This is a genomic window from Thioclava sp. UBA3469, assembly GCF_002378135.1.
Classification (GTDB): domain Bacteria; phylum Pseudomonadota; class Alphaproteobacteria; order Rhodobacterales; family Rhodobacteraceae; genus Thioclava; species Thioclava sediminum.
Genome location: NZ_DFRG01000140.1, coordinates 1,156 through 16,125, shown reverse-complemented (window position 1 = coordinate 16,125; position 14,970 = coordinate 1,156). Strand labels below are relative to the sequence as shown.

Here is a 14,970-nt window from a genome sequence, read left to right as displayed (position 1 = left end):
TCAATGGCGGCTCTTCGGTGCAGCCCTATGGCCTGACCTCGCTGACGCTGAAAGGCGACGACCAGCCGCTCTTCGGCAAGCCCGGCGGGATCGGCGAGCGCGTGATCTCGAAGAAAGCGGCGCAGGAACTGACCTACATGATGCGTCAGGTCGTGCTGCACGGGACCGGCCGCCGCGCCAACATCGACGGCTACGAGATCGCAGGCAAGACCGGCACCACGCAGAGCGCGCGCGATGCTTGGTTCGTAGGCTTCACCTCGGATTACGTCGTCGGCGTCTGGATGGGCAATGACGACAACACGCCGCTGAAAGGCACGACCGGGGGTGGCCTGCCCGCCGAGATCTTCCACGAGACGATGAAGCGTGTGCTCAACGGTGAAGATCCCAAGCCGCTCCCGATGGCCCATCCGGGCGACTGGCAGGTGCCGGCTCAGCAGTCTCAGGGTCAAAGCCAGAGCGCGGGTCAAGCGCCCGCCCAGCCCCAGCGGCAGCGGCGCGATCCGTCGCAGTCGATCCTCAACGAGTTGCTCAACATCTTCGGCAGCAACTGAGCGACCGACCCGAAACGAAAGAAACGCCCGGACCACTGGCCCGGGCGTTTTCACTTGGTGCGGTGTCTTGCCAGGCCGAAGCCCGCGCCGGTTACCCCGCCCGTTTCAGATCCTCGATCATCGCGTTGATATTGCCGCGACGCCGGTCGAGCATCGCGCCGATCTCAGCCCGTTCGGAGGCGAGCATGTTCACACCCTCGACGATCAGGTTGAAGAACTTGTCGCTGCCCGAGCGATCCGAGACCTGCCACAGCACCTCGAACGGAGCCTGCCCCGGCAGGGTCGCGAGCGTCTTCACCTCGTAGAAGGTTTTGATCGGGCGGGCGCCCTGAATCTGGAACTTCGCGCCCTGGAACTCACGGAACCGCTTACCGTATTTGCGCGAGAGGTAGCCCTGGAACGCCTTGGTGAAGGCCGCGAGCTGCGCCGGGCTCGCCTGCCGCGCCGCCACGCCCAGCGCCGAGCGGGCGATGACGTTAACATCCGCATATCGCGCGAAAATCCGCTCGAACATCGCGTAGAGCGCGGGCCCGGTGCGCCCCGAGGCGATGGCCGCGTTAACTTCGTTCACCGCTTTCTGGATCAGCGCGCGCGCCTGCGCATCGGTCAGCGCATATGCCGACCCCGGCACCATGGCTGCCGCCAGACCCGCCGCGCCGAGGCCCAGAACCTGCCGCCTATTGCGGCAGAAGGTCTTCGTAGGGATCGTAGGCATTCGCATCGGTGGCCTCCTCGCCATTGAGTTCGTAGCGTCGGTTCTGCAGGTACAGAAGCCGGCTTTGAGCATAGCTGTCGGCACTGTCATACAGGATCGAGTCGACAGTGGTGCCATACATGTTGCGCTTCGCGACATTGCCGCCGAAGCGTAGCGCACCTGCGGCGATGCGCTCCTTGTCGGGCAGCGCGCCCAGCGGGTCGATCACAAAATCGACGACCATCCCGACTGTATCACGCGTCGTGGACGGCCCGAAGACCGGCAATTCCTGATAATTACCTTCGCCCACGCCCCAGACATGCAGCGTCTCGCCGAAGTCGGTATCCGTCTCGGGCAACGAGAAATCCGTCCCCGCCGGATCGAAGATACCCCCCAGCCCGATCGTCGAGTTGATGAAGAATCGGAAAGTGTTCTTCACCGCCGGCTCGGGTCGCCCTTGCAGCAGAGAGTTGAGCACCTTCCCCGGCAAGCTGAGATTGCTGCCGACATTATAGAGCGTTTTCGTCACCGGCCCGGGGCCACTGCCATCGGTCGAATCGGAGCGGAAGAAGGCCGAGTCGAGCTTCTTGTTGAACTCATGCGTCTTGCGATTTGCCGCCTCGTAAGGATCCTGAATGCCGGTCGCGGGCGGCGCAGGCGCGCAGGCGGCCAACCCCAGCGCAAGCGCCGTCATCGTAGCCACCGCCGACCACCGCACGCCGATGCGCGCCGAGGCCCTCTTTTCTAATTCCTGCGCCAAAGTCGCTCCCCCCTGCGTTGCGGCTTAGGTCCTGAAATAGATAGGGCGCATCCGGTCTTGCCGCAACGCGAGTCGCTCAGAACTCCGGAGTTCCGGAAGAAATGGATCGAATTGACGGGAAAAGGAGCGGCGAAATTAACGGCCCGTTCAGCGCGCTCGCATCACCCTTGCCAAGCGCGGCGCTCCGATCAGCGCCCGTCATCGCGGGGAGAGCACGATGCCATATTCCAACACCGATCAAGCCATCATCAAACGCAACATCCTCAAAGGACGACGGGAGATGGCCCGGCTGCTGGGCCGGGTACGAAGGCAATTCGTGCTGGTCGCAATATTTGCGGCCTTCATTAATCTGCTCGTTCTCGCGGGGCCGCTGTTCATGCTGCAGGTCTATGACCGCGTGCTGCCCGCGCGGTCCTTGCCGACGCTGATCAACCTGTTCCTGCTGGTGGCCTTTCTCTTCACGATGATGGGCGTCATTGATTGGGCGCGAGGTCGCCTGCTCGCCCGAATCGGGGCGGATCATCAGCGCGGCCTCGAGCGGCGCGTGTTCGACGCCGCCATCATCGACGCCACCATCAACACGCAGGAGCGGTCCTCCAACAACGCCCTGCGCGATCTGGAAATCGTCCAGCGCTATTATGCCTCCCCGGTCGCGGCGGCGGTGTTCGATCTGCCCTGGACGCCGCTCTATCTCGGAGTGCTGTTCGTGTTTCACCCGTGGCTCGGCGCTCTGGCCTTCGCCGGGGGTGCCACGTTGATCCTGCTGTCTCTCGCCACGCAATTCGTGACGCGCGGGCGTATGGAAGAGACGACGCAGCTGGAGAACAAAGCCCGGTATCTCGGAAACGATTTTCTTCGCCAGATCGAAACGGTCGTTTCGCTTGGGATGCGCGAAAGCGGCTTCAAACGCTGGCAGGCGGCGCGGCATGAAACGATGGACAATGCGATTCGGGCCACTGATCTCAGCGGCAGCTTCCATGCCTCGATGCGCGCGCTGCGGATGCTGCTGCAAACCTCGATGCTGGCGCTTGGCGCCTATCTGGTCCTGCAAGGCGAGTTGAGCGCGGGGGCGATGATCGCCGCCTCGATCCTGATGGGTCGATCGCTCGCACCGGTCGAGCTTGCCGTGGGCGGATGGACGCAATGGCAGCGCGCCACCGTCGCCCGCGACCGGCTGGCGGCCCTGCTCGGCGCTCACCCGGCCGCGCAAAAGGGCACCGAATGGGTGAGCCCGAAGGCGCGCCTCGCCGTCGAAGACATCACCGTCCGGCCGGCCAATTCCGACCGAGCGGCGATCGAGATGATCAGCTTCACGCTCGAACCCGGCGAGGCGCTCGGGGTGATCGGCCCGCTCGGCGCAGGCAAATCCGTTCTCGCGCGCAGCCTGTGCAACTTCTCCCATCCAAGCTCGGGCACGATCCGCCTCGACGCGGTGCCGCTGGATCAATACGACCGCGACAATTTGGGGCGACTGATCGGCTACCTGCCGCAATCGGTCACCTTTTTCCCCGGCACCGTGGCCGAGAATATCGCCCGGCTCGACCTCGCGCCCGACATGGACCGGGTCATCGCCGCAGCCAAACGCGCCGGCGCGCATCAGATGATTCTCAAAATGCCCGCGGGCTACGACACGCCGATCGAGTTCGAGGGGGCTTCGCTCTCCGATCGCCAGCGCCAGCTCGTCGCGCTTTCGCGGGCGCTCTATCACGATCCGATCCTCCTCATTCTCGATGAGCCAAACCTCTTGCTCAGTGGAGATGGCGGGGCCTGTCTGCACACGATGCTGAGCGACCTGAAGGCGCGCGGCGGCGCGGCGATCGTGATGACCAACAGCCCCGGCGCGCTCGCCGAATGCGAACGCATCCTCGTACTCGACCACGGGGCGCAGCGCGCCCTCGGCGCGCGTGACGACGTTCTCAAGCGCATGATCGCCTCGGCCACGAAGGCCCGCGTGGTTCCACGCGCGGACAACGCCGCGTGAGCGACGCCTGCATCCATTCCGGGCAAGGGGGCACCTGCTGCACCCCTTCGCAACATGGCGTCCCGATCAGCTTCGGCCTCGCGGCGATCGTCGCCCTCTTTATCGGATCCGCCCTTTGGCTCACCGTCACGCGGCTCGCCGGATCGATCCAGGCCTCAGGGCGGATCGAAGTCGACAGCTCCCGCCATGTGATCGAGCATCCGACCGGCGGGACCATCGAACAAATCTATGTCAAAAGCGGCGATAACGTCACCCGCGGCCAAGTGCTGATGCGCCTTGCCTCGGACGACATCCGGACCGAGCTGGCCATCGTCGAAGCCTCGAATTTCGCCCTGCAGGCCCAGCGCGCGCGACTGCAAGCCGAACGGGACGGCGCGAACGTGGTCCCTTACTCGAGGCAGCTTTTGGAGGCGGCCAAGCTCCGCGCGGATGTCACCGATCTGGTCGAGGGGCAGAATTCCCTGTTCGAAGCCCGCAAACAGTCCTTCGCTCAGCAACGCGCCGAAATGGCGCGGCAGCTGCAGCAAATCCGCGCGCAGCGCGACGGGCTCGATGCGCAGGTCACGGCGCTGGAACGCGAAGAGCGGTTGATCGAAAAAGAACTCGCCCTCCGCGAACGGCTGAAGGATCGCGGCCTCGCCACATCGGCGCAAATCCTCGCCCTCACCCGCGAGCAGGTCTCGCTGGAACGACAACTCGGCGCGTTGAGCGCCCAGAAAACGCAACTCACTGTGCAAAGCGGCGGCGTGGTGCTCACCGCATCGCGGCTGCAATGGCAACGCCGGGAGGAAATCGAGTCGCAACTCGAAGCCAGCAACGCCCGCGCCATCGAGCTCTCTGCGCGCACCACACATCTGCGCCACGAATTGGCGCGGCGCGCCCTACGCGCGCCAGTCAGCGGCACGGTGCATGATGTGCGCTTGCGCGGCGCACACGCGGTGCTGCGCCCCGCGGAGATGGCGATGGCAATCGTAGAGACCGGGCGGCCGCTCATCGTCAATGCGCAAGTCGATCCGACCAATATCGACGGCGTGGCGGCAGGCCAAACTGCGATCCTCCGCTTTCCGGGACTGTCACGGCGAATCTCGAGCGACGTGACAGGCACGATCACGCGCATCTCCCCCGACACGCTGACCGATCCGACGACCGGGGCAAGCTATTACAAAGTGCGGATCACCTTCGATATGGACGAGCTCGACGCGGAAGAACGCAGGCTGCTCGTGCCCGGTATGCCCGCCGAGGTTTTCCTGCAGACCGCACCGGTCTCTCCGATCCGCTACTTGCTCAGCCCGTTCCTCGATTTCTTCGCACTTGGCGGCGCAGCGGGGTAACCGCCCGCCCCGACGCGGTCACAACCGATCGAGCAAGGCGCGCGTCGGCCAACCATCCGCGGGCAGTCCGAACCTCTCTTGCGCGCTCTGGACAGCGTTGCGGGTGTTGGCGCCGAGGATGCCGTCCACCGCGCCCACGTCGTAGCCCTTCGCGACCAGCTTCTCCTGCAACCGCTTCATCTGCGACACGCTCAGCCCCGGTTCGGGCGCGCCGGGATTGAGGCGCGGTGCCCCTTCGAGGCGCGTCGCGAAATAGGCCGCGCTGGTGACGTAGACGAAGCTCTTGTTCCATTCGAACAGCACGCGGAAATTCGGATAGACAATAAAGGCGGGCCCCTTGCGCCCCATCGGCAAAAGGATCGAACCGCGCAGGTTGCTCGCAAGCTGCCCCTGCCGCGCACGGACCCCGCGCGCCGCCCATTCGGAAACCGGCAATTCGGAGGTGAGCCCGGTCTGGGACCAATCGAGGTCATCGGGGACGGTCACTTCCTGCATCCACGGCTCGTTCGGGCGCCACCCCATATCGCGCAGCATGTTGGCCCCCGACATCAGCGCATCGGGCGCCGAGGCCTTCAGGCGCACATGGCCGTCGCCATCGCCATCGACCCCATTGTGCAGGATGTCCTCGGGCAGCATCTGCACCTGCCCGATCTCTCCCGCCCAGGCACCGGTGGTTCGCTTGGGATCGAAATCGCCGCGCCGGAACAGCTCCCCGGCGGCAATTACCTGCGGCCGGAACAGCTCGGGTCGGCGGCAATCATGGGCCAGCGTCAGCAGCGCATCGCGCGTGTTGAAATCGCCCTGCACCGCGCCGTAATCGGTCTCGAGCGCCCAGAAGGCCAGCAGCACCCCGCGCGAGACGCCGTAGGTCTGCTCCATCCGATCGAAGGTTTTCGCATAACGCTCGGCGTTTTTCGCCCCGTTGACCATCCGGTTCTTGCTGATCACCGCGCTCGCGAATTCGAGAAAGGTTTTGCGAAATACCCCCTGCGCCCGGTCCGCCCGCAACACGGCCTGATTCTGCCGCGCACCGGCGAGGAACGCATCGGCCTGCTGCGCGTTCAATCCAGCCGCCTGCAGATCGCTGCGAATCCCGGACAGGAAACCGGACCAGCTACTGCCGCACTCGGCATGGGCAATACCGACGTTGAGCATGGGCGAGAGAGCGAGGATCAGGGTGAGCAGAGCTTTACGCATGAGAGCCTCCGGGTTGCGCGGTCACCCTCGACGCTATCTCGCGCGGCCCAGCACGACAACCCGATGCGGCGGCCCTGCAAGCCGTTGCAATTTCAGCACTCTTTGCAGCCGCAGAATCGGATCGTCTGAATGGTTAACTTGCTTTTTACATTGAGGTGATCAGCATGGATCACGGGGAAGCTGTTGGAGGATGTCATGGAATTCCTGCCTAAGGAGGTCCTTGAAGGACTGCGCGCCGCGCAGAAACGCGATGCGGCGAAAAAGGCACGCCTGCGTGTTCTCGCAGGCGGCCAGATTTGGCCGGTGCTGCGCCGGGTGCCGGGTGGCTTCGCGTTGGATGCCGACGAGGTCACGCATCTGCGCGGCCATGTCGATCTCTATGACGGCGCCAAGCACGTCGCGACCTGCCTGATCGTAGCCTCGGAGATTCAGGGAAACGAACTGATCTGCACGGTGAAGCGCGAAACCCCAGTCAGCGATCGCGCGGCGCTCGATTTTGCGCAGGAAGGGCCGACGCTATCGGGCTACCTGACGAAGATCTGAGCGCGACCGAGATTTCAAAGGAAAGGGCCGGAAAACCGGCCCTTTTTCATTGTAGATCAGAGAAAGCGGCCTGCAGGCGATCGACCGCTTCGCGCACCCGCGCACGCGGCGTGGCGAGGTTGAAGCGCAGGAATTTCTCTCCCCCCGCGCCGAAAGTCGCCCCGAAATTCACCGCGATCTTCGCGTCCTTCAGAACACGCGACTTGTATTCCTCGGGCTCCATTCCGGTGCCGGAGAAATCGACCCAAGCGAGATAGGTCGCTTCGAGTGGCATCGAATGCAGCCCCGGGATCTCGGCGATCCCCTGATCGAAAATCCGGCGGTTCTCGTCGAGATATTCGTTCAGCGCATCGACCCACGCCGCCCCCTCGGGGCTGTAGGCCGCCGTCGCCATCGCGATGCCGAAACTGTTGGGCGAAATACCCAAGGCCGACATCCGCGTTGCGAATCGGGCGCGCAGATCCGGGTCCGAGATGATGACGTTGCCCGTATGCGTGCCCGCGATGTTGAAGGTCTTCGTGGTGGCCGTCATCATCACCAGCGGCAGATCGGGCGCGGCCTTCGCCATCGGAATATGGGTCTCTCCCGGCATCACGATGTCATGGTGAATCTCGTCCGAGACCAGCACCAGCCCGTGGCGCTTCGCGAACGCCGCCGTTGCCTCAAGCTCCGCGCGGGTCCAGACGCGACCGCCGGGGTTATGCGGCGAGCAGAGGACGAGCATCTTCTCGGCCCCCGTCATCAGCCCGTCCCAGGCGTCGAAATCCATCTCGTAGCGGCCATCGACCAGTTTCAACGGGCATTCGCGCACCTCGCGCCCGGCCGCACGGATGACCCGCGCAAAGGCATGGTAGACCGGCGTCATCAGAACGACCGCATCGCCCGGGTCGGTATAGGCGTCGACGCAAAGCGCCGTGCCGTTGACCAGACCGTGGGTCGTGAAGATCCAGTCCGGCTCGATCTCCCAGCCGTGGCGCTCGCGCATCCACCACTGGATCGCGGCGCGATACTCGTCCTCGCCGCCCCAGTACCCATAGATACCCTGACCGACCATGTCCTCGAGCGCGCGCTGCACGCAGGTGGGTGGGCGGAAATCCATGTCCGCGACCCACATCGCGATCCCGTCTTCCGGCAAAACCCCGTAATACTTTTCCATCCCGTCCCATTTCTGCGAATGGGTGCCTACGCGGTCGATGATTTCATCGAAGTCGGGTTTGCTCATCTGGGCCTCTCATTGGTCGAATTGGGCGCATCTGAGCAAAAGCAAAGCCGGGTTACAAACGGCGTTTTGTCACTGGCACAATCACCGCTGCCATTGCACAGACGCATTGCTTCGCCTAAATCCCTGCCCATGACGCTACGACCGATCCTGATCCATCCCGATCCGCGCCTGAAAAAGGTCTGCGAGCCGGTGCCCGAAGTTAACGACGAGATCCGCAAGCTCGCCGATGACATGCTCGCGACCATGTATGACGCGCCCGGCATCGGCTTGGCCGGGCCGCAGGTCGGCGTGATGAAGCGGATCTTCGTGATGGATTGTGTGAAGGACAAGGAAGCGGCCCCCGAGCCGATGGTCCTGATCAATCCCGAGATCAGCTGGACCTCGGAAGAGACCAATGTCTACGAGGAAGGCTGCCTGTCGATCCCGGATCAATATGCCGAGGTGACGCGCCCCTCCGAGGTGCGGATGAAGTGGCTCGGCCTCGACGGGCAAAGCCATGAGGAGCAGTTCGACGCGCTCTGGGCGACCTGCGCGCAGCACGAGTTCGACCACCTCAACGGCAAGCTGTTCATCGACTATCTCGGTCCGATGAAGCGCAAGATGATCACCCGCAAGATGGAGAAGCTCAAGCGCGAGCGCGCCCGTGCGGGCGCCGCCAAGGATCCGATCCTCTGATGGCTTCGCGCGCCTTCATCCCCTATGACGACCGCCGCCTGCATCGCCCGGCCGAGCCGGTCGAGACGATCACTGAGACCGTTCGGATGATCTGGGACGACATGGTCGAGACGATGGATGCGATGCCGGGCGTCGGGCTTGCAGCACCCCAGATCGGCATCATGATGCGCCTCGCCGTGGTCGATGCATCCGACAAGCGCGGTCAGGCCGTGCGGATGGCGAACCCGGAAGTGCTTCATGCGTCGGTGCAGATGCGCAAGCATGAAGAAGCCTCGCCGAACCTGCCGGGTATTTCCGCCCCGATCGAGCGGCCCCGCGCGGTGACGGTGCGCTTCCTCAATGAGGACGGCGAGATGGAGGACCGCGATTTCGTGGGCCTCTGGGCGACGAGCGTGCAGCACCAGATCGACCACCTCAACGGCAAGATGTATGTCGATCATCTCTCGCCCTTGCGCCGCAAGATGCTGGTGCAGAAGTCGAAGAAACTCGCGAAAGGCTAAGCGATGCGCGTCATCTTCATGGGAACGCCGGAGTTCTCCGTCCCCGTTCTGGAGGCGCTGGCCGGCGCGCATGAGGTTGTCGCCGTCTATAGCCAGCCGCCCCGCCCTGCCGGTCGCGGCAAGAAAGAGCGCCCCTCTCCGGTTCATGCCAAGGCTGAGGAACTGGGGATTGAAGTGCGCACCCCGCGGAATTTCAAAGCCCCCGAGGACCGCGAGGCCTTCGCCGCGCTGAACGCCGATATCGCAGTCGTGGTGGCTTACGGGCTGATCCTGCCGCAGGCCATTCTGGATGCGCCCGCGAAGGGCTGCCTGAATATCCACGCCTCGCTTTTGCCGCGCTGGCGCGGGGCGGCCCCGATCCACCGGGCGATCATGGCGGGCGACAGCCAGACGGGAATCTGCATCATGCAGATGGAGGCCGGGCTCGATACCGGGCCGGTTCTGCTGCGCGAAGCGACCGAGATCGGCGCGACCGAGACCACCGGCGAGCTGCATGATCGGCTGAGCGCGATGGGCGCGCGGCTGATCCTCGACGCGCTGTCCGAGATCGACTCGCTGATCCTGCAACCGCAGCCCGAGGATGGCGTCACCTATGCCGCGAAGATCGACAAGGCGGAGGCGCAGGTCGATTGGACGCGCCCGGCGGATGAGGTGATCCGCCATATCAACGGGCTCTCGCCCTTCCCCGGCGCCTGGACCGAGATTGCGGACGAACGGATCAAGCTACTGCGCGCCGCCCCGGCAGAGGGAAGCGGCGCACCGGGCGAGATCCTCGACGGGTTTACCATCGCCTGCGGCACGGGCGCGCTGGAAATCCTCGAAGCCCAACGCCCGGGCAAGCGTCCGATGTCCGGCGCCGACGTCTTGCGCGGCCTGCGCCTGCCTGCACGCCTAGGCTGAGCGCAACAGCCTTCCCAAATCGCGGAAGTTGCGGCAAACTTGTGGAAAAACCACAAGGAGCAGTCGATGACCCCCAATTTGATGGAATTCGCCTGATGGGCGTGCTGTTCGGCTTTCTCGCAACGGCGAGCAGTCGTATCGTCGGGATAGGCTTCGCGCTCGCGGTCTGGCTCATCTCACGGCCCGGTGGCTGGGCCGTGCTCGTGGTGCTGACGCTGCTCGCCTTGCGCGTCTTTCCCGGTAATCAAGTGTGAGTTCAGAAGGTCGAGGCCCAGATGTATTTCCTTAATTCCCTAACCGGCAGCGATATCGTGATGATCGCCGTCGCGGTTCTGTTGATCCTGTCGGTCTTCCTCGGCGTGCGGATCGTGCCGCAATCCGAGAAGCACGTTGTGGAGCGCTTCGGGCGGCTGCGCGCGGTACTCGGCCCCGGCATCAACTTCATCGTGCCGTTCCTCGACCGGGTGCCGCACAAGATCTCGATCCTCGAGCGCCAGTTGCCCAACGCGATGCAGGACGCGATCACCGCTGACAACGTGCTGGTGAAGGTCGAAACCTCGGTCTTCTACCGGATCACCGAACCGGAAAAGACCGTCTACCGCATCCGAGATGTCGACGCCGCGATCGCGACGACCGTTGCGGGGATCGTGCGCTCCGAAATCGGGGTGATCGAACTCGACGAGGTGCAATCGAACCGCGCCCGCCTGATCGAGAAGGTCCGCGAACAGGTCGCCGTGATGGTCGACGATTGGGGGATCGAGGTGACGCGCGCCGAGATTCTCGACGTCAATCTCGACGAGGCGACCCGCGCCGCGATGCTGCAACAGCTCAACGCCGAGCGCGCGCGCCGGGCGCAGGTGACCGAGGCCGAAGGCAAGAAGCGCGCGGTCGAACTCGCCGCCGAAGCCCAGCTGTTCCAGGCGCAGAAAGAGGCCGAGGCGCGCCGCATCTCGGCCGATGCCGAAGCCTATGCCACGGAAGTCGTCGCGCTGGCGATTGCGAAGAACGGCTTGGAAGCCGCGCAATATCAGGTCGCGCTGAAACAGGTCGATGCGCTGGCTCAGGTGGCCAAGGGCGAAGGCAAGCAGACCGTGATCCTACCTGCAGCAGCCCTCGAGGCCTTCACCGACGCCTTCCAGCTTCTGAGGAAAGCGTGATGGACCTCTGGCAACTTCCGTGGGTCTGGGTTCTGGCCGGTCTGGTGCTGGGCGGGGCCGAGATGATCATCCCCGGCTTCATCTTCCTCGGCTTCTCGATCGGGGCGGTGATTACCGGCGGGCTGATCTGGATCGGCATCGTCGGAAAGTCGGTGCCGATCACGCTGATCACCTTCGCGGTTCTGTCGATCATCGCATGGCTCGCGCTGCGCAAACTGATGGGCGTGCGGCGCGGTCAGGTGAAGCAATGGCATGACGATATCAACGAGAACTGAAGACCTGTGACGAAACCGCTTCCGGCGACTTCTCGCGCATCGCGGGAACTGGAAGCGGCCTATCGATGTTCTCTCGCCAATACAGAGAGATGAAAATCGACAGGAGATCATCATGTCTGACACGCATAATCACGAACGCTCGGGTCTGGGCGGCATCTATTTCGTTCTGGGCGCGGTCGTCGTCGCCCTCGGTATCGTTCTTTGGCTCATGATGTCGCCCGGGGACGAAAGCGCCAGCACTGCGCCCACCGAGAGCGATGCGAGCGCAACCTCGGTGACGATCGAGAACAACGACAACGCCGCCCCTGCGGATTCGTCGAGCGCCGACGCCTCGGGCGATGCGGCAGCCAGCGACAGCGGCAGCACCGACACGAGCGGCGCGTCGGCTGAGGCCACCACGCAAAGCGGCGGCTCGAACTGATCCCGCTTTCGCAGATCACGTGCAAGTGAAGCGGCGTCCTGCGGGGCGCCGTTTCATTTTGCGCCATGCTCCGCCTATCTGATGACGGGAGGAGGAACGCAGGTCAGAGCCTCGCGTTTCCTTTACCGAGGGATCAAAGCGAAGAGGCGAGCAAGAATGGCCAAGGATTCGAACCGACAGAGCAGTATCGGCGGCCTGATACTCACCCTGGTTGCGCTGGTCGCGGCATTGGGTGTCGTGGTGTGGCTCGTTGCCGATACGCCGATCGACGGGGGTGACGACGCCGCCACCGATCCGCCGAGCGAGCAGCAGATGTCCGACCCGAACGCCGCGAAGGTCGACGTGGCGCCCGAATCGAAGACGAGCGGCCCGGCGACAGGCGGCGACGGCCAGTAAGAGACGTTAATCAGCCGCGCAGCTCTTGAAGGATCGCTTCCGCCGCAGCCCGCGGATCGGGCGCGCGGTGGATCGGGCGACCGACGACGATATGGTCAGCGCCTGCGCCTACGGCCGCTGCCGGAGTCGCGATCCGCTTTTGGTCGCCAAGGTCGGCCCCGGTCGGACGCACACCCGGCGTCACGATCAGACGGCCCTCCGCCTCGGGCAGCGCGCGGATCATCGCGGCTTCCTGCGGCGAGGCGATCACGCCATCCGCACCTGCCTCGAACGCCCGCCCCGCACGTTCCGCAACGAGGTCACTGATCGCGCCATCCTTGATCAGCGCCCCGTTCAGGTCCTCACGGTCGAGCGAGGTCAGGATCGTCACGGCAAGGATTTTCAGATCGGTGCCAGCGGCACCTTCCTTTGCGGCCTTCACCACATAGGGGTCGCCATGCACGGTCAGGAAATCGAGATCGAACTGCGCCAGCCCGCGCACGGCGTTCTCGACCGTCGCGCCGATATCGAACAGCTTCATGTCGAGGAAGATGCGCTTGCCCTGATCCTGCTTCAGCTCGCTGGCCAGCGCGAGGCCGCCGCCGGTGAGCATCCCCAGACCGATCTTGTAGAAGGACACCGAGTCGCCCAGCTGGTTCGCCAGCACGAGGCCTTCATAGGCGCTCGGCACGTCGAGGGCGACGATGAGACGGTCGTCGGCGGGCAGGGTCATGTCGGTCATCGCGGGGCGCTCCTTTTCAAGATCGCCCCCTGATGCGGATCAATCACCGCTACGTCAAGCCGTTCGCGGGATCACAGCCCGCCGATGCCACGACGCTGCGCTTCGCGGGTGAGCGCGCGGGCAAGCTGGCGATGCGAAATGTTGGGGCTGGCTTCGACCCGAACAGGCACCCGCAGCGGCTGCGCGATCCCGGGGGTGAAGAATTCAACGACCGCCTCGAAACGGCGCTGCGCGGCGTTGTAAATCAGGCGCGCGATACGCGTGGCGCTGGCATGATGCATCCTCGGAGCCTCCTGCATGGGTGTCCTTGCGTAAACGCTAAACCTTGCGTTTTGGTTTCAACCTGCGGCGAAATGGTCGCCATAAAGCTCTTGAAGCGGGATGCGCCACATCCCATTTTTCATATCGAGACCCGGTCAGGACGGCGCCTAATATAGGGCCAGACACATCCCGGGGGCTTTAAAAAAGGAGAATGCCGATGAACATGGAGAAGTTCACGGAGCGGTCTCGCGGTTTCCTTCAGGCCGCGCAGACGATCGCGATGCGCGAGGGTCATCAACGTGTGGTGCCCGAGCATCTTCTGAAGGCTTTGATGGATGACGATCAGGGGCTGTCGGCCAATCTGATCAAGCGCGCCGGCGGCGAGCCTGCCCGCGTGCTCGAAGCCGTGGATCTGGCAGTGTCGAAACTGCCGAAAGTGTCGGGCGGCGACGGGCAGGTTTATGTCGAGCAGAGCCTTGTGCGCGTGCTCGACGAGGCCGAGAAGATTGCCAAGAAAGCGGGCGACAGCTTCGTCCCGGTGGAGCGTGTGCTGATGGCTCTGGCCATGGTGAACACGCGCGCCAAGGATGCGCTCGATGCGGGCGCTGTAACGGCGCAGAAACTCAACGCCGCGATCAACGATCTGCGCAAGGGCCGCACGGCGGATTCGGCCTCGGCCGAAGAGGGCTATGAGGCGCTCAAGAAATACGCGCGCGATCTGACCGAGGCTGCCGAGCAGGGCAAGATCGACCCGATCATCGGTCGTGATGACGAGATTCGGCGCACGATGCAGGTGCTGAGCCGTCGGACCAAGAACAACCCGGTTCTGATCGGTGAACCCGGCGTGGGTAAGACCGCGATCGCGGAGGGCCTCGCGCTGCGCATCATCGACGGGGACGTGCCGGAGAGCTTGCGCGACAAGCGGCTCCTCGCGCTCGACATGGGCGCGCTGATCGCCGGTGCGAAATATCGCGGTGAATTCGAAGAGCGTCTGAAGGCGATCCTCAAGGAAATCGAGGCCGCTGCGGGCGAGATCATCCTGTTCATCGACGAGATGCATACGCTCGTGGGTGCCGGGAAATCCGACGGCGCGATGGACGCGGCCAACCTGATCAAGCCGGCGCTGGCCCGTGGTGAGCTGCACTGCGTGGGCGCGACGACGCTCGACGAGTATCGCAAATATGTCGAGAAGGACGCGGCTTTGGCCCGGCGTTTCCAGCCCGTGATGGTGGAAGAGCCGACGGTCGAGGACACGATCTCGATCCTGCGCGGGATCAAGGAGAAATACGAACTCCACCACGGGGTGAAAATCTCCGACTCGGCGCTGGTCTCGGCTGCGACGCTCTCGCATCGCTACATCACCGACCGCTTCCTGCCCGACAAGG

General features: G+C 64.2%; 19 protein-coding genes. 13 read left to right on the top strand and 6 right to left on the bottom strand.

Features of this window, described 5'->3' with window-relative positions; all coding sequences use genetic code 11:
* Positions 1-551, top strand: a 551-nt coding sequence (locus B3D39_RS11435) for a penicillin-binding transpeptidase domain-containing protein (protein WP_286789701.1), incomplete at its 5' end; no start/stop codon positions are given.
* Between the two features lie 91 nt (positions 552-642).
* On the opposite strand, the gene B3D39_RS11430 is transcribed toward B3D39_RS11435, so the two are convergent.
* On the bottom strand, positions 643-1,266 hold the full coding sequence (locus B3D39_RS11430; protein ID WP_078541733.1) for an MlaC/ttg2D family ABC transporter substrate-binding protein: 624 nt from the start codon (positions 1,264-1,266) through the stop codon (positions 643-645).
* Complete coding sequence (locus B3D39_RS11425) at positions 1,229-1,939, bottom strand: MlaA family lipoprotein (RefSeq protein ID WP_078551117.1); 711 nt, start codon at positions 1,937-1,939, stop codon at positions 1,229-1,231. The genes B3D39_RS11430 and B3D39_RS11425 overlap by 38 nt, the downstream gene beginning before the upstream one ends.
* Positions 1,940-2,222: 283 nt before the next feature.
* On the opposite strand from B3D39_RS11425, the gene B3D39_RS11420 reads away from it, so the two are divergent.
* Together B3D39_RS11420 and B3D39_RS11415 are read left to right on the top strand one after the other, a co-directional pair.
* Positions 2,223-3,986 carry a type I secretion system permease/ATPase gene (locus tag B3D39_RS11420; protein WP_286789700.1) on the top strand — a complete coding sequence of 588 codons (1,764 nt, stop codon included), beginning with the start codon at positions 2,223-2,225 and terminating at the stop codon, positions 3,984-3,986.
* Positions 3,983-5,317 (top strand): HlyD family type I secretion periplasmic adaptor subunit, encoded by a 1,335-nt coding sequence (locus B3D39_RS11415; protein ID WP_274963260.1) that lies wholly within the window; start codon positions 3,983-3,985, stop codon positions 5,315-5,317. Before B3D39_RS11420 ends, B3D39_RS11415 begins: the two co-directional genes overlap by 4 nt.
* Positions 5,318-5,335: 18 nt before the next feature.
* Here the strand turns inward: B3D39_RS11415 and B3D39_RS11410 are convergent, their stop codons facing one another.
* Positions 5,336-6,514, bottom strand: a complete 1,179-nt coding sequence (locus B3D39_RS11410; RefSeq protein WP_274963261.1) for a lytic murein transglycosylase — start codon at positions 6,512-6,514, stop codon at positions 5,336-5,338.
* Between the two features lie 195 nt (positions 6,515-6,709).
* On the opposite strand from B3D39_RS11410, the gene B3D39_RS11405 reads away from it, so the two are divergent.
* Positions 6,710-7,057, top strand: a complete 348-nt coding sequence (locus tag B3D39_RS11405; RefSeq protein WP_078522381.1) for a hypothetical protein — start codon at positions 6,710-6,712, stop codon at positions 7,055-7,057.
* Positions 7,058-7,103: 46 nt separating this feature from the next.
* Here the strand turns inward: B3D39_RS11405 and B3D39_RS11400 are convergent, their stop codons facing one another.
* Positions 7,104-8,279 carry a MalY/PatB family protein gene (locus B3D39_RS11400; protein WP_274963262.1) on the bottom strand — a complete coding sequence of 392 codons (1,176 nt, stop codon included), beginning with the start codon at positions 8,277-8,279 and terminating at the stop codon, positions 7,104-7,106.
* A gap of 129 nt (positions 8,280-8,408) precedes the next feature.
* Here B3D39_RS11400 and def (B3D39_RS11395) point away from each other — a divergent pair, with 129 nt between their 5' ends.
* From def (B3D39_RS11395) to B3D39_RS11360, 8 genes are all read left to right on the top strand, one after another.
* Entirely contained in the window at positions 8,409-8,954 is a 546-nt protein-coding gene (gene def / locus B3D39_RS11395; protein ID WP_075775430.1) for a peptide deformylase, read from the top strand.
* Entirely contained in the window at positions 8,954-9,454 is a 501-nt protein-coding gene (def, locus tag B3D39_RS11390) for a peptide deformylase (protein ID WP_078522379.1), read from the top strand. Before def (B3D39_RS11395) ends, def (B3D39_RS11390) begins: the two co-directional genes overlap by 1 nt.
* A gap of 3 nt (positions 9,455-9,457) precedes the next feature.
* Positions 9,458-10,354, top strand: coding sequence for a methionyl-tRNA formyltransferase (gene fmt / locus B3D39_RS11385; protein ID WP_274963263.1), 897 nt, complete (start codon positions 9,458-9,460; stop codon positions 10,352-10,354).
* 95 nt (positions 10,355-10,449) lie between these two features.
* Positions 10,450-10,608: a hypothetical protein gene (locus B3D39_RS11380; protein WP_168175220.1), complete on the top strand. Its 159-nt coding sequence runs from the start codon at positions 10,450-10,452 to the stop codon at positions 10,606-10,608.
* 60 nt (positions 10,609-10,668) lie between these two features.
* Positions 10,669-11,511 carry an SPFH domain-containing protein gene (locus B3D39_RS11375; RefSeq protein WP_414717993.1) on the top strand — a complete coding sequence of 281 codons (843 nt, stop codon included), beginning with the start codon at positions 10,669-10,671 and terminating at the stop codon, positions 11,509-11,511.
* Complete coding sequence (locus B3D39_RS11370) at positions 11,511-11,786, top strand: NfeD family protein (RefSeq protein WP_078522376.1); 276 nt, start codon at positions 11,511-11,513, stop codon at positions 11,784-11,786. The genes B3D39_RS11375 and B3D39_RS11370 overlap by 1 nt, the downstream gene beginning before the upstream one ends.
* 112 nt (positions 11,787-11,898) lie before the next feature.
* Positions 11,899-12,207, top strand: coding sequence for a hypothetical protein (locus B3D39_RS11365; protein ID WP_078522375.1), 309 nt, complete (start codon positions 11,899-11,901; stop codon positions 12,205-12,207).
* A gap of 156 nt (positions 12,208-12,363) precedes the next feature.
* Positions 12,364-12,603, top strand: coding sequence for a hypothetical protein (locus B3D39_RS11360; RefSeq protein ID WP_078541725.1), 240 nt, complete (start codon positions 12,364-12,366; stop codon positions 12,601-12,603).
* Positions 12,604-12,613: 10 nt separating this feature from the next.
* On the opposite strand, the gene pyrF is transcribed toward B3D39_RS11360, so the two are convergent.
* Together pyrF and B3D39_RS11350 are read right to left on the bottom strand one after the other, a co-directional pair.
* Positions 12,614-13,315 carry an orotidine-5'-phosphate decarboxylase gene (gene pyrF, locus B3D39_RS11355; protein WP_078570847.1) on the bottom strand — a complete coding sequence of 234 codons (702 nt, stop codon included), beginning with the start codon at positions 13,313-13,315 and terminating at the stop codon, positions 12,614-12,616.
* 80 nt (positions 13,316-13,395) lie between these two features.
* Positions 13,396-13,623 (bottom strand): hypothetical protein, encoded by a 228-nt coding sequence (locus B3D39_RS11350; protein WP_286789699.1) that lies wholly within the window; start codon positions 13,621-13,623, stop codon positions 13,396-13,398.
* 179 nt (positions 13,624-13,802) lie between these two features.
* On the opposite strand from B3D39_RS11350, the gene B3D39_RS11345 reads away from it, so the two are divergent.
* Positions 13,803-14,970: Clp protease N-terminal domain-containing protein (locus tag B3D39_RS11345; protein ID WP_286789698.1), on the top strand; the 1,168-nt coding region annotated here is incomplete at its 3' end.